Source organism: Rhodobium orientis (assembly GCF_003258835.1).
Lineage (GTDB): Bacteria > Pseudomonadota > Alphaproteobacteria > Rhizobiales > Rhodobiaceae > Rhodobium > Rhodobium orientis.
The window spans coordinates 133263-147018 of sequence record NZ_NPEV01000003.1; the positions used below are offsets into that span (position 1 = coordinate 133263).

At 61.4% G+C, this 13756-nt stretch carries 11 protein-coding genes; 8 read left to right on the plus strand and 3 right to left on the minus strand.

Translation table 11 applies throughout. The annotated features are described in order from the left end of the window. Positions 1-5 precede the first annotated feature (5 nt). The 3 genes from CH339_RS02885 (at position 6) to CH339_RS02895 (ending at position 2977) form a co-directional block, all read left to right on the plus strand. Entirely contained in the window at positions 6-770 is a 765-nt protein-coding gene (locus CH339_RS02885; protein ID WP_111432768.1) for a transporter substrate-binding domain-containing protein, read from the plus strand. Positions 771-837: 67 nt separating this feature from the next. Then, positions 838-1989: a trans-sulfuration enzyme family protein gene (locus CH339_RS02890; RefSeq protein WP_111432769.1), complete on the plus strand. Its 1152-nt coding sequence runs from the start codon at positions 838-840 to the stop codon at positions 1987-1989. Positions 1990-2095: 106 nt separating this feature from the next. Beyond that, entirely contained in the window at positions 2096-2977 is an 882-nt protein-coding gene (locus CH339_RS02895) for an NAD(P)-dependent oxidoreductase (RefSeq protein ID WP_111432770.1), read from the plus strand. A 225-nt stretch (positions 2978-3202) separates the two neighbouring features. Here the strand turns inward: CH339_RS02895 and CH339_RS02900 are convergent, their stop codons facing one another. From CH339_RS02900 to CH339_RS02910, 3 genes are all read right to left on the minus strand, one after another. Then, the gene (locus CH339_RS02900; RefSeq protein ID WP_111432771.1) at positions 3203-5407 is read right to left on the minus strand and encodes a DNA/RNA non-specific endonuclease; all 2205 of its coding nucleotides are present in this window, start codon (positions 5405-5407) and stop codon (positions 3203-3205) included. 366 nt (positions 5408-5773) lie between these two features. Beyond that, a complete protein-coding gene (locus tag CH339_RS02905; RefSeq protein ID WP_146610099.1) occupies positions 5774-6286 on the minus strand; it encodes a hypothetical protein in 513 nt (170 codons plus the stop codon). Between the two features lie 110 nt (positions 6287-6396). Then, positions 6397-7416 carry a hypothetical protein gene (locus CH339_RS02910; RefSeq protein WP_111432773.1) on the minus strand — a complete coding sequence of 340 codons (1020 nt, stop codon included), beginning with the start codon at positions 7414-7416 and terminating at the stop codon, positions 6397-6399. 125 nt (positions 7417-7541) lie between these two features. On the opposite strand from CH339_RS02910, the gene CH339_RS02915 reads away from it, so the two are divergent. From CH339_RS02915 to CH339_RS02930, 5 genes are all read left to right on the plus strand, one after another. Next, a complete protein-coding gene (locus CH339_RS02915) occupies positions 7542-9611 on the plus strand; it encodes an ATP-dependent helicase (protein ID WP_111432774.1) in 2070 nt (689 codons plus the stop codon). Positions 9612-9976: 365 nt separating this feature from the next. Continuing rightward, positions 9977-10912: a hypothetical protein gene (locus CH339_RS24250; protein ID WP_146610100.1), complete on the plus strand. Its 936-nt coding sequence runs from the start codon at positions 9977-9979 to the stop codon at positions 10910-10912. Between the two features lie 10 nt (positions 10913-10922). Then, positions 10923-11399: a hypothetical protein gene (locus CH339_RS02920; protein ID WP_146610101.1), complete on the plus strand. Its 477-nt coding sequence runs from the start codon at positions 10923-10925 to the stop codon at positions 11397-11399. Between the two features lie 147 nt (positions 11400-11546). Next, positions 11547-12935, plus strand: a complete 1389-nt coding sequence (locus CH339_RS02925) for an FAD-dependent oxidoreductase (RefSeq protein ID WP_111432776.1) — start codon at positions 11547-11549, stop codon at positions 12933-12935. 161 nt (positions 12936-13096) lie between these two features. Continuing rightward, the gene (locus CH339_RS02930; RefSeq protein WP_111432777.1) at positions 13097-13756 is read left to right on the plus strand and encodes a LysE family translocator; all 660 of its coding nucleotides are present in this window, start codon (positions 13097-13099) and stop codon (positions 13754-13756) included.

Genomic DNA, 13756 nt, shown 5'->3' on the forward strand with positions numbered 1-13756 from the left:
AGACGATGCGCCTGCTGAGCGCCGCCCTGACGGCGGTCGTCGTTGTCCTGGCAGCATTGCTGCCGGCGGCGGCAAAGGACTGGAAGACGTTGCGGATCGGCATCGAGGGCGCCCATCCGCCGTTCAACTATTTCGATGCGCTGGGCGAACTCCGGGGCTTCGATGTCGACATCGCCCGGGTCATCTGCGCCAAGCTCAAGGCCGAGTGCACCTTCATCGTCCGCGACTGGCCGGAAATCATCGACGGGCTGACCACCGGCGCCTATGACGCCATCGTCTCCTCGCTGGCGATCACCGAGGAGCGCCGCAAGAGGATCGCCTTTTCCAAGCGCTACTACCGCACGACATCCGTCTTCGTCCTTGCCAAGGCCTCTCCGGTCACCCTGTTTTCCCGCTCCGCCCTCGATCACCGCATCGTCGGCGCGCAGGAAGGGACGATCCACCAGAGCTATCTGGAAGAAACCTACTGGAGCACGATCATCCGCCCCTATCCGACGGAGGAAGAGGCTTTTCTCGACCTTGCCGCCGGCAGGATCGACGCGATTTTCGTCGACAAGCTGGCGGCGACCTACTGGCTCGCCAAGCATGACGACGGCCGCTGCTGCAAGATCGCCGGCGCGGAGCTGACGATCAGCCAGGGCATCGGCGTCGGCCTGCGCCAGGAGGACGAAGACCTGAAGCAGAAGATCGACGAGGCGATCGACGCCATGCGCGCCGACGGGATCTACAGGACCATCAACGCCAAGTATTTTCCGTTTTCGATCGACTGACCGGCGGTCCGCCCGCACGCGGCGGGCCGCCGCATCTCTTCCCCGCCCCTTTGCCAGCGAGCCCGCCATGACCCAAGCCTCAGATCCGCGCATCGAGACGCTGCTTGCCCACGGGCCCGGCAGGGATGCCGCGAGCGGCGGCGTGGTGCCGCCGATCCAGCCCTCCACCACCTATTTCCGGAACGAGGACTACGCGCTGGCCGCCGACGGCCATCTCTACGGCCGCGACGACCTGCCGATCCCTGCCGACCTCGATGCCCTCCTTGCCCGGCTGGAAGGCGTTGCCGACGCCATCGCCCTTCCCTCCGGCATGGCCGCCATTGCCGCCGTCTTTCGCGCCGTGCCGCGCGGCGCCACCGTCCTCATTCAGTCCGGCATCTATTGGGGAACGACGGGTTTTCTACGCCAATTCTGCCCCAAGAACGGCCTCGGCATGGTCGAGGTCGATGCCACCGATGCCGCAATGCTCGCCGCCGCCATCGCGCGGGAAAAGCCCCACCTCGTCTTCCTGGAAGTGCCGTCCAATCCGTGGCTGCGGGTCGCCGATATCGAAGCGGCGGCACAAGCCGCCCGTGCTGCCGGCGCACTCCTTGCGGTCGATGCCACGGTGGCGACGCCGGTGCACATGAAAGCCGCCAGCCTTGGCGCCGACATCGTCGTCCATTCCGCCACCAAGGCGCTCAACGGCCATTCGGACGTGCTGGCCGGCGTCGTCGCCAGCGACCATGTCGAGGCCGACTGGTGGCATGCGATCCGGGGAGAGCGGCGCCAGGCTGGCGCCATGCTCGGGCCGTTCGAGGCCTGGCTCCTCATCCGCGGGCTACGTACCCTTGCCCTCCGCGCCGAGCGCATGGCGGCGAATGCGCAAGCGATCGCGGAATTCCTGGCCGGCCACAGCAAGATCGAGGCGGTCCACTATCCGGGCCTCAAGACCCATCCGGACCACGCGCTTGCCATCAGCCAGATGACCGGCGGCTTCGGCGGCCTGCTGTCGTTCCAGATCCGGGGCGACGCGGCGGCGACCCTTGCCGTTGCCGGCCGCCTTGAGCTGATCACACGGGCGACCTCGCTCGGCGGCGTTGAAAGCCTGATCGAGCACCGCCAAAGCGTCGAGCCGCCGGAGACCGGCATGCCGGAGAACCTCTTACGGCTTTCCGTCGGCATCGAGCATGTGGACGATCTGATCGCCGATCTCAACAACGCCTTCGCCGCAATCTGAGCGCCCCCTGACAGCGTCGACGCGATGGGCTAGAACTGGATAAACCTTTGCGGGCGGCGACCGCCGGCCCGCCTATCAGCCACGACAGGAAGCGCGGAGCGGCAAAATGGCGAAAGTTGCATTCATCGGCCTTGGCGTCATGGGATACCCGATGGCGGGCCACATCAAGTCGCGTGGCGGACACGACGTCACGGTCTACAACCGCACGAGCGAAAAGGCCGAAAAGTGGGTGGCCGAGCATGGCGGCTCCCATGCGCCGACGCCGGCCGCCGCCGCAGACGGCTGCGACTTCGTCTTTGCCTGCGTCGGCAATGACGACGACATCCGCCAGGTGACGCTGGGTGAGGACGGCGCCTTTTCCGCCATGAAGGAAGGCGCGATCTTCATCGACAACACCACGGCGAGCGCGGAGATCGCCCGCGAGCTCGACGCCACCGCCCGCGAGCGCGGCTTTGCATCGCTCGACGCGCCCGTCTCCGGCGGCCAGGCCGGCGCGGAGAACGGCGCGCTCACGGTCATGGTCGGTGGCGACCAAGAGGTCTTCGACAAGGCCAAGCCGGTGATCGACTGCTACGCCAAGATGGTCGGCCTGATGGGGCCGGCCGGCAGCGGCCAGCTCACCAAGATGGTCAACCAGATCTGCATTGCCGGCCTCGTCCAGGGGCTCTCGGAGGGCATCCACTTCGCCAAGACGGCCGGGCTCGACGTTGCCGCCGTCATCGACGTCATCTCCAAGGGCGCAGCCCAGTCCTGGCAGATGGAAAACCGCTGGCAGACCATGCTGGACGGCAAGTTCGACCACGGCTTTGCCGTCGACTGGATGCGCAAGGACCTTGCGATCTGTCTCTCGGAAGCCCGCAACAACGGCGCAAGGCTGCCCGTCGCGGCGCTCGTCGACCAGTTCTACGCCGAGGTGCAGACCATGGGCGGCAAGCGCTGGGACACGTCGAGCCTGATTGCGCGGCTGGAGAATGCGGAGAAGGGGTGAGGGGCTGGCCGAAAAGGTGAACCGGGCGATGGGCCATCGCCGACGCGCCCGGCACGCCCTTGATGGGACAGAACAAGGCACCTGAGACGCTTTCCCAAAAAAGTGACGGACTTTTTGGAGAAGAAATCGCGTTAAGACAAAATCCCAAAGCATGTTGAGTGTTTTAGAAAAAACCCAACACGCTTTAAAGGCGGAGAACTGCGGCGAACTCTTAGTTCTCGCATATCAATTCTTGATGCCGTCCAGCCGTTCCAGGACACGCGGCCCGGCATCGTTCGCCATCACGTCGGCCCGCAAGATGACGTCGTCAAATTTGACCCCGGTGATGCGGGTCAGTTCCGCAAGCGAGCGTTGCTGTTCAACGAACTCGCCGATTTCGAAACGCTCCTGGTCTCGCATCGCCTCCAAGCCGTTCCGGTTGATGGTCGTTTCCTGCTCCAGCAAAAACCCGTAGGCCTTCAGCTTTGGAGTGCGACGGTTGTCGCGCCGTTCGCCGACCAAGACGACCTTCCAGAAATCCAGGGGTACGTTGAAGGTACCGCCGCCGAAATCGTGGGGGATCGCCCGATCGATGTCGAGCACGGGACCGGAGAAGATCGTCACACGATTGCCGACCGCCCTCGCCTGTTTTGCGATGTGTTGCTCGAGTTTTCCCCATATGCCTTTGTATTGAAAAATGGCGCGGTTGAAATGTTCGTGCTGAGGGGTGCAATTGGTCCAGTGGAAGGTATCTGAATTGGCGTATTCCATCTCCTCCACGGTCGCGCCCCAGGCATTGTCGTCGCGTCGAACGACATGCCCGCGGTCGAATTTCTTGGCAGGTGCGTAGAGTTCGGGGTCGTCTATTTGAAGCGATCCGGGAATTCTCGGATCTTCGATCCACTTGTCGCTGCCGAAATCGTCTCTGGAATAATTGAAACGAACCTGTGGACTGTAGTCGGAATTGGCCGCCGACCACATTAGCAGCATCCACTCCTTGTTCATGACAAGCGAGAAATGATGGTAGTCCAGAATGTGGGGATTGCCGTGTCTGTCCAGATAGATCTCGTTCAGCCGATCGCCGTCGATTTCCGGCAGGGGTAACGAAAAGCCGGGCAGAAAATTCTCGTCGTATCCGCGACGGTGCGCGTAGTGCGGATCGCGTTTCAATTGCCGCTCGAGAAGGTGCGCTCTGGTTTCGGCAGCGCCGGCTCGCCGGTCATCTGCCGGCGCCGCCCGCGAATACTGGTTCACGGTTCCGAAGTAGATTTGGGCGTCGCCCGCCACGTTGATCACGGCACGGCCGGCAACGTCGGTTTCTTGCGCCTCGATGCTTGGCAGTTTGCGGGTGGAAACACCGGCACCGTATGATGACGGGCGAACGTCAACGGGCGCGAAAGGCTCTCCGTCGGCCGGGTTCAGCAACTCGGCATCCAAGATATCGGTGCGAATTCCCGTTATGGAATCCCGCAGGGCGCGCTGCTCGTCGGAGGCAAAAGCGACCGCGTTGAGATGCGCCAGGATCTTCGAAATGCGGACGCCCTCATTCGCAATCCAATTGATCTCGGCGTCGCCCTGCTCCCTGCGCCAAGGCTGGTGCTGGCGGTTAAGGATGACGTCGCCGTCCATATCCGCGACGCCGCAATGGTGCAGACCAACAACCTCGAACTCGATATTGAATGCGGGCGAACCGGACGAGCCCGGCTCCGTGTCCGTCAGGTAATGGAGATGTTCGTCAAGGATATCGACGACCATGTTGTTTGTGTTTGCATATTTCTTTGGGCCGCCGCTCGGATGTTGGATAATCGTGACCGTATGGCCCTTCAGGATTTTGCCCGTCTGGCCGACCAGCTTGTGGTGCCCCCATTTCGCCAGATTGGTGTTCGTGAGGCTCTTCGGCCTGACTGCAACGACGGCATAGTCCAGACCTTCGTCGGCAAAGAAAAACGTGTCCGCATCGAGTTCAAAAAGCTCACCGGCAGACAGGCCGGTGCCGACCTTTTCATATCCGAACTGGATCCCACAGCCCAGCGTATTGCGGGCGGTCTCAAAGACATGATGATTGGTGATCATCAAGCACGGCGTGATCAAAAAGCCGGTCCCGAAACCGAACAGATCGTTCGGTCCGTTTCCGATCTCGACGATCCGTCCGACCGCTTGTCCGGCCAGCCGTTCTTCCGGCGAGACCGGTTCCTCCACCAGGTCGTTGGTACCGAGAATACGCTCAATGAAGGACGATCGGATATTGCCAAGGGCTCGCTCCCGCACATTGCGGACGCCGGCGCGCTCGATAAAGTCTTCAATAGCCCTGCGGTTGTTGGCGTTGCGGATGGTGCTTGTGTCGGTTGGCCTTGAGACCTCCAACCGCTCGCCTTCGCGCGCCCTCCAGCGCTCCGCGGCCTTCTTGCCGATTTCGACGCGTTTTTCCTGAATGGCCTGCAAGCGGTTCATGGCAGTCGTCCCCTGTCCACTGGATCTGCAGTCCGGCACAAACAACCAAAGCCGTCTATTACTTATAATTGTATATCTCTGTTTTATGCAATCTCTTTTGTCGGCAGCCAGGCAACGTCGATCGACTGGCGTTCAACCAATCGCATGCCTACGATCAACTGTCGGGTTATTAGCCAACAAAGATCCTTCGCTTCACTCCCCTTCCAATATCTCCCCCTTCAACCCGCACAAATCGATCACCTTGATCGTCTTCTGCTTGTAGGTGCCGTCCATACAGGAGGTGTTGAGGTCCTTGGCCTGGCCGAAGGCGAGGCGGCAGCCGTTGGAGGGGGGGGGGACGGCTATTGCCGGCGTGCCGAGATAACCTCAGAAAATGCTCTGTCCTCCCATCAAGTCCAGACCTTTCGCATACGCCTCGGCTTCTGCGGTCGCATCGCCTTTGCCATCGAAAATGTCCCGGACGGCACGGCCGATCTCTCCGTCCTTTTCGAAGAGGAAAGGCCCGCCAACACAATGCCGTTGCATTATGTGAAGCGGGTCTTGATCTGATGTTTTCGATGCCCCAGTCGCCGATCTCTCCAAAGCCACGACATACGACGAAGTCACGACATACGACCGCTCGAGATAACGTTTGTTGTATTCAATGATCTCGATGGTTTGATTGCTTGGCGCGTCGCCCGCCAGAACCTCGTCGATCCGGAAGGTGAGCTTCACGACGTAGTACTTCGTGCCACCGGTGTTTCGTTCCACGACCCGACGCGCCGTCAACTCGCCCACGACGACGGCATCCGCTTTCAGAATATCGCGCAGGTCCATGCGGATGGGAGCCAGACACGCCAGACTGGCGTCCGGAACGACGATTGCCAAGATCAGGAACATCGCCCTCAAAATCATTTGCGCCCCTCCGAACCAAAACTTTCGCGCCCAGAACAACGTCGCCCACATGTCAGAATTGTGGTCCGGTCGATTGTCGCCGGCACGACGCCTCCTCACTCCCCCTTCAAGATCTCGCCCTTCAACCCGCACAGATCGATGACCTTCACCGTCTTCTGTTTGTAAGTCCCGTCCATGCAGGAGGTGTTGAGGTCCTTGGCTTGGCCGAAGGCGAGGCGGCAGCCGTTGGGGGAGACGGCGAGGTTTTCGGTGAAGCCGGCGGCTAGCTTGATCGGGTCGCTATCGGGCGGGACCAGAAAAATGCCGGAATCGCCGATGCCGCCGTCGCGGTCGTATTCGCGCTTGTCGAGGGCCCAGCCGAGCGCGGTCTTCACCACACGCGAGGACTTCATCTCCGGCAGGCAGGCCTCCTCGCTCGCGCCCTCGCCCGGCACCAGGCGCCAGACATGGCGGCAGTCGGCGCCTTTCTTGGTGCGGGCGAATACCAGATAGCCGGTCCCGTCAACGGAAATCCCCTCCGGCTTCACATTACCCTGGCTGAACGGCAGCGTGATCGCCTGCCCGTCCGGCGTCATCAGGCGGCCCGGATCGGCCGTGCGCCGTCTTCCCAGGTCAATGAGGCCGTCGCCGGGTCGCAACGGCACCAGGATGTGCTCGTCGAGGCCGTCGGACCGTTTCTCAAAGCCGCAGGTGAAGGGGTTGAAGACCTGCCCCTCCTCTTCGGCCGAAAGCGGCGTCTCGGCCATCTCACCCGGCTTGCCGAAAAAGAACGTTCCATCCGCCCCGTCCGCCTCGACCCGGTAGGAGAGCGTGCCGCCCGCATAGCAGGGCTTGGTGAGGTCGCTCGTCGCCAGCGTCTCCTCGCCGCCGCCCGCCGACCAGACGGTCAGCGGGAAGGTGAAGGCGGCCCAGGGGTTATCCTTTTCCTCCCGCTTGGCGTCGTACTCCATGCGCTGGAACAGCAGCCGGTCGTTGTCCATCCAGAAGAGGCCGTAGTCGACGAACGGCACCTTGGTATCCGTCATCCAGTGCTTCGGCGGCTCCCGATCGCAGGCGCCGAGGAGGAGGGCAAGGACGAGCGCCGGCCAGAGGCGACGGGCAATAGGGGACGGCATGGCGAATTCCTTCGCGAATTGGACACGGTCTTGGGGACGGCCGGAACGCTAGTCCCCTGCCCCGCCGCTTTCACTGAAATCGGTCAACGCTTGCGAACAAAACCAAAACGACGTTTCGTGAGGCCATGGATGCCCTGACCGATTCGCCCGACACCCAAGATCCCCTCGTCGGCCTCAACGCCGAACAGCGCCAGGCCGTGGAGCATGGTGGGGGAAAAATCGCCGGCCCGCTGCTCATCATCGCCGGGGCCGGCACCGGCAAGACCAACACCCTCGCCCACCGGGTCGCGCATCTGATCGTTGCCGGCGCCGATCCGCGCCGCATCCTCTTGATGACCTTCTCGCGCCGGGCGGCGGCGGAAATGACGCGGCGAGTGGAACGCATCGCCGGCGAGGTCATGGGCCCGAAGGCGACCGTCTTGACCGAGGGCCTCACCTTCGCCGGCACCTTCCATTCGATCGGCGCGCGGCTCCTGCGCGAATACGCGCCCGCCATCGGCCTCGACCCCAACTTTTCGATCCACGACCGGGAGGATTCGGCGGACCTGATGAACCTCGTCCGCCATGAGCTCGGCCTTTCCCAGTCCGCCACCCGGTTTCCGAAGAAGACCACCTGCCTGCAGATCTATTCGCGCACGGTGAACGCGGAGGCCGAGCTGCAATCCGTCCTCGACAAGCACTTTCCCTGGTGCGCGGGCTTTGCCGAGGAACTGAAATCCCTCTTCGGCGCCTATGTGGCGGCCAAGCAGGCAGAGAACGTCCTCGACTATGACGACCTGCTGCTCTGGTGGGGCGAGATGTGCGCCGAGCCGTCGCTGGCCGAGGAGATCGGCGGCCGCTTCGACCATGTGCTGGTCGACGAATACCAGGACACCAACCGCTTGCAGGCGCGGATCCTGACCCGCCTGAAGCCGGACGGGCGGGGCGTCACCGTCGTCGGCGACGACGCCCAGTCGATCTACGGGTTCCGGGCGGCGGAAGTGCGCAACATCCTCGATTTTCCAAACCTCTTTTCGCCCCGCGCCGACATCGTCACGCTGGACCGCAACTATCGCTCGACGGACGCGATCCTGGAGGCCGCCAACGCCGTTATTGCGGAAGCCCCGGAGCGCTTCACAAAAACCCTCTGGTCGAGCCGGGCCTCAGCGGCGAAGCCGCAGATCGTTACAGTGAAGGACGACGCGGGCCAGGCCGATTTCGTCTGCGACAGCGTGCTCGCGGCGCACGAGGAAGGCACGGCCCTGAAGCACCAGGCCGTGCTGTTTCGCGCCTCGCACCATTCCGGCGCGCTGGAGATCGAGCTGACAAGGCGCAACATCCCGTTCGTGAAGTTCGGCGGCCTCAAATTCCTCGATGCCGCCCATGTCAAGGACGTGCTCGCGGTCCTGCGCCTTGCGGAGAACCCGCGCGACCGGGTCGCCGCGTTCCGCGCCTTCCAGCTCCTTCCCGGCATCGGCCCGACGAGCGCCGGCGCGGCGCTGGAGGCCATGACCCAGCTCGAGGACCCCGCCCTCGGCCTGCAACTGTTCCGGCCGCCGAAACGGGCCCAAAGTGACTGGCCGGCCTTCGCCGAGCTCTTTTCCCGCCTGCGCGCAAAACCCGGCTGGCCGGCGGACCTGGAAGCCGTGCGCCTGTGGTACGAGCCGCATCTGGAGCGCCTCCATGAGGACGCGCGGATGCGCCGGACGGACCTTTCCCAGCTCGAACAGATCGCCGGCAACTACCCCTCGCGCGAGCGCTTCCTCACCGACCTCACCCTCGACCCGCCGTCGGCCACCAGCGACGAGGCCGGCCCGCCGCTCCTCGACGAGGACTATCTCATCCTCTCCACGATCCATTCGGCCAAGGGCCAGGAATGGTCGAACGTCTTCGTCCTCAACGCCGTCGACGGCTGCATCCCCTCGGACCTCGCCGTCGGCGAGCGCGACGACATCGAAGAAGAACGCCGCCTCCTCTATGTCGCCATGACCCGCGCCAAGGATTCTTTGGCCCTCATCACCCCCCAACGCTTCTACGTCCAGGGCCAACGCGCCGACCGCCACGTCTATGCGTCCCGCACGCGGTTCATCCCGGAGGGGATTCTGGGACGGTTCGAGCAGGGGGCCTGGCCGAAGGCGGAGACGGCGGGGGAGAGAGGGCCGCACGGGACGGTGCGGGTGGATTTGAAGGGGAGGATGCGGGGGATGTGGGGGTAGAGGGAGCGGGTTTTGGATGGCGTCGTAGAAACACGATCGAAACGACGAAAAATGAACTCGATCCAAGCTGGTTTCCAAGGCCCTACCCCGCAGCCAAAGAGGTCGAGAACGAAACATCTCGCTGCGGTTGGACGCCACAGAGGAAGAATTCCCATCACTCGAAATACTGAAAAAGATGACGAACGTTCGACGCCTACGTGGCATCAACGTTGGCACCAATAAGAGGACGATTTCCGTACATTGTCCGGTTTCAAACGGGCACGGACGTGCGATTTCGCGGGAAAATTCGCCGCACGGCATGATTCCTAATTCGACTATCTTTTTAGTTGTGGCAATCTTCCTGAACTTTCTGGGAGAAATGCGATATGGCGGACAAGAAAGACAAAACTCTTAGCTATCGGCGGGCAACTTGGTTCAATGAAAATTCGAAAAGCATTGACCTGCAATCGTGCATTAAGGAAGCGACGACCAAACTAAAAAGTATCGACGACCGTACCATCAAGCGTGGTGACGACAAGCTCGTGAAACTTTTGAAATTGAGCAATGACAAAAATGGCGCACTTCTGCTGCATTTGACAATCGAAACACCAGGTGAGGCTGCATCTATTGTTCCGAGCCTAAAAGACGTCGATAATGCTGATGTTGCCACAACAATGCCTCCCGAGGAAACCGAATTCATGGATGGCGACGCCTTTCTCTACGTTCGAGATGACGATGTATGTCTATGCTCTACTCTTGTCCGAGATGGTGCCATCAAATATTTTCTTTATGAATTGTTTAAAAAGGCAAAAATTAGAAAAGACTCCAATAAGTTTGATTTAGTAAAGGTGGCTGACATTGATAAAGTAATGCTGCTACATGCACAGGGTGTCAAAGAGGTTGTTATTAAGTCCACAATATATGAAGCCACAGCGCAATATGCGCGCAGAAAATCACAAGCGGCCGGAATCCTTGGTTCGTTATCAAAGAATTTAAAAGCTTTTTGGGGTAATGAGAATGATGTGAATCAGGACTCATTACATGTTTTGCTCGAGATCAAAACAGATGCAAGACGCAAAGGATTAAAACTCGGAGAAGAGCGAATCGAAGCGCTCGCGGAGGACCTTTTAAGAAATACGGAATACAACGATGATTTTGTTATTATTACGAAAGAAGGTCAACGAATCGGACCTGAGGAAATCTACATTAGAACAAAAGTAGGGGTAAAGGCTAACGGAAAATCTGTTGACCGAGATTCTGCATGGAAAGAATTGTCAACGTTTTTTAATACACTCGAATCTATTGGTGCTACGGTCCAGTAATATGCGAATTATGTTCATCATATTTTGCGCCGTAGGAGCTGGAACAGGAGCTTTTTATGGACAGCCGTTGCTGAAAGATAATCCAAATGCAGTAATGATTATTGTCACGGTGCTATCTGTTTTTGCTGGCTTTCTCGTGGCAATTGTTACGATTTTGGGCGATCCGACCATGATCCCCGACGGCACCTGGAGAACCGCAGAAGTCAGGCGGGAGAACATCGAAGCGAGCCTGATTAGACACGGCTGGCTTTTTATAGTCTACCTTCTCGCTATTGGCTGTCTTTTCTCTGGTATTCTAATTGAGAAATCCTCCGTTTCAGCGTGTTTTAAGCTGTGGTTTGAACGAATTTACCTTTTCCTAGGTATTTTTTCTTTCTTGTTAACATTCGCTTTGCCGAGCATGTTGCTCAAGATGCAGATGGCTAGGCTTGATGCAGAAATTGAACGCCGTCGCCGAAGCGCCGGAATTGACGCCGGAAAGAAATGACTGCCAAAAGTTTCGGTGGTCATACTACTAATGACTTCTTGAAACATGTGCGGATCGATTTCATTGCGCTTGTAGCTGTCGATACGCCATCCTTGACCCAACTTCCCGAACACGCCACAGCTCGGCCTTTACGGTCTGGAGCCTCCTTTGACACCACAACCCAACACCCCCCTCACCACCATCCTAGAACCCGAACGCCACATCGACGTCATCCACCACACCGACGTCCTCGTCGTCGGCTCCGGGCCCGGCGGGCTTGCCGCCGCGCTCGCGGCCGCGCGGGCGGGGGTTGGGGTGACGCTGGTGGAGCGGTTCGGGTGTTTCGGGGGGAATCTGACCGTCGTCGGGGTGGAGGGCATCGGCTGGTATCGGCACGAGGAGACCGTGGAGGCGAACGGGATCGGGCGGGAGTTCGAGACTCGGGCGTTCGCGATGGGCGCCGCCGTGCCGGAGTCCCAATCAGAATCCTATGAGATCGACGCGGAGGGGTTCAAGCGGGTGGCGGACGTGCTGGTCGAGGAGGCCGGCATCCACCCGATGCTGCACCGGATGTTCGTCGCGCCGATCCTGGAGGGCGATCGTATCGCCGGCATTATCGTGGAATCGAAGGCCGGGCGGGAGGCGATCCGCGCGCGGCGGGTGATCGATGCGACGGGCGATGCCGACATCGCCGCGCGGGCCGGCGCGCCGACCTACCTGACGCCGAAGGAGCAGATGATGGCGACCTCGGTGATGTTCCACCTCGCCGGCGTCGACAAGACCGCCTTCCTGGCCGGCGTCGCCAGCGACCCGCAGCGCTATGCCGACTGGCGCGGCGGCGGCGAGTGGGACATAAAAACCTCCGGCAAGGAGGACGAGATGTTCTCGCCGTTCCTGAAAAAGCCGTTTCGCCAGGCGATCGAGGCCGGGCTGATCCCGCCGGAGCTGACGACCATCGCCGGCACCTGGGGCGCGATCCACGACAGCGGCGAACTCACCTACATGAACCTCATCCACATGGACGACTGCGACGGCACCGACCCGGACGACCTGACGCGCTTTGAGATCGAGGGACGGCGCCAGGCGATGCTGGCGATTGCGGCGCTCAGGCGCTTCACGCCGGGCTGCGCCGGCGCGCGGCTGCGCAATTTCGGCATGACGCTCGGGATCCGGGACACCCGCAAGATCGACGCGGTCTACAACCTCACCGAGGACGACACGCGCAACGAGGGCCGCTTCGAGGACTCCATCGGCATCTATCCGGAATTCATCGACGGCTACGGCCTTCTCGTCCTGCCGACCACCGGCCGCTACCTGCACATCCCCTATCGCGCCCTGTTGCCTAAAAAGGTGCGCGGCCTCCTCGTCGCCGGGCGCGCCATCGGCGGCGACCGGATCGCCCACGCCGCGACCCGCAACATGTCGGCCTGCGCCGTCACCGGCCAGGGCGCAGGCGTCGCCGCGGCGCTGTCGGTCAAAGCCGGCTGCGAGCTCGACGCGGTGGATATCGGGGCAGTGCAGAAGGAGCTCGACCGGCAGGGGGTGCGGCATCAGTGAGGGGCTAGCCTCGCGCCGACGTCGGTTCGCAGGCGATCAAGGCGCGCCCTCCCCCTTACCAGGCTCCGCTCCGTTTGCTAGAAGCCGGAGGTGAATTAGCGGCCCGCCGCGACGCCGAAGAGGTCGCGCCGACGCCCGTCGTCCAACAGGCAAAAAAGCCGATGATCGATCCGGTCACCCTCACCCTGTTCGTCGCCACGGTGGCGGTATTCGTCGTCACGCCCGGACCGAACATGATCTTCTGCGTCTCAAAGGCGATCGTCGGCGGCCCGTCCGCCGGGGTGATGAGCGCCGTCGGCGTCTGCCTCGGCCTCGTCGTCCATGCCGGCGCTGCCGGGCTGGGCCTTTCCAAGCTGTTCCAGTATTTCCCGATTGCCTATGACGTGCTGCGGGTGTTCGGGGCCGCCTACCTGCTCTGGCTGGCGTGGAAATCGCTTCATGAAAACGGGGGACTGCCGGCAGAATGCCGCGAGGCCGAGGCCGCCGACCGCAAGTACAAGAGCGGCCTTCGCTTCGTCGTGGAAGGGGCCCTCAACGCCCTTTTGAGCCCGAAAGCGGTGTTCTTCTATATTGTGCTGTTTCCGCAGTTCCTGGACCCGGCCAGGGGCAGCGTCTTCGTCCAGAGCCTCGTCCTGATCGCCATCATCAACGCGATGAACTTCACCGTGATCTCCATCCTGTGCCTGTTCGCCGGCAAGACCTCCGCCTGGCTGGCGCAAAACCCGAGCGTCCTACGCTGGCAGCGCCGTATCGTCGCCGGCGTTTTCGCGGGGCTGGCCATGCGGGTGCTGTTCAGCAGGCAGGCGGCCTCAAGCGTCTAG

Excerpts from the sequence above, each read along its gene's own strand:
- CH339_RS02920 (WP_146610101.1), top strand. The coding sequence starts at position 10,923 with ATGTTCATCATATTTTGCGCCGTAGGAGCTGGAACAGGAGCTTTTTAT.
- CH339_RS02930 (WP_111432777.1), top strand. The coding sequence starts at position 13,097 with ATGATCGATCCGGTCACCCTCACCCTGTTCGTCGCCACGGTGGCGGTA.
- CH339_RS02895 (WP_111432770.1), top strand. The coding sequence starts at position 2,096 with ATGGCGAAAGTTGCATTCATCGGCCTTGGCGTCATGGGATACCCGATG.
- CH339_RS02915 (WP_111432774.1), top strand. The coding sequence starts at position 7,542 with ATGGATGCCCTGACCGATTCGCCCGACACCCAAGATCCCCTCGTCGGC.
- CH339_RS02885 (WP_111432768.1), top strand. The coding sequence starts at position 6 with ATGCGCCTGCTGAGCGCCGCCCTGACGGCGGTCGTCGTTGTCCTGGCA.
- CH339_RS02890 (WP_111432769.1), top strand. The coding sequence starts at position 838 with ATGACCCAAGCCTCAGATCCGCGCATCGAGACGCTGCTTGCCCACGGG.
- CH339_RS02900 (WP_111432771.1), bottom strand. The coding sequence starts at position 5,407 with ATGAACCGCTTGCAGGCCATTCAGGAAAAACGCGTCGAAATCGGCAAG.
- CH339_RS24250 (WP_146610100.1), top strand. The coding sequence starts at position 9,977 with ATGGCGGACAAGAAAGACAAAACTCTTAGCTATCGGCGGGCAACTTGG.
- CH339_RS02910 (WP_111432773.1), bottom strand. The coding sequence starts at position 7,416 with ATGCCGTCCCCTATTGCCCGTCGCCTCTGGCCGGCGCTCGTCCTTGCC.
- CH339_RS02905 (WP_146610099.1), bottom strand. The coding sequence starts at position 6,286 with ATGTTCCTGATCTTGGCAATCGTCGTTCCGGACGCCAGTCTGGCGTGT.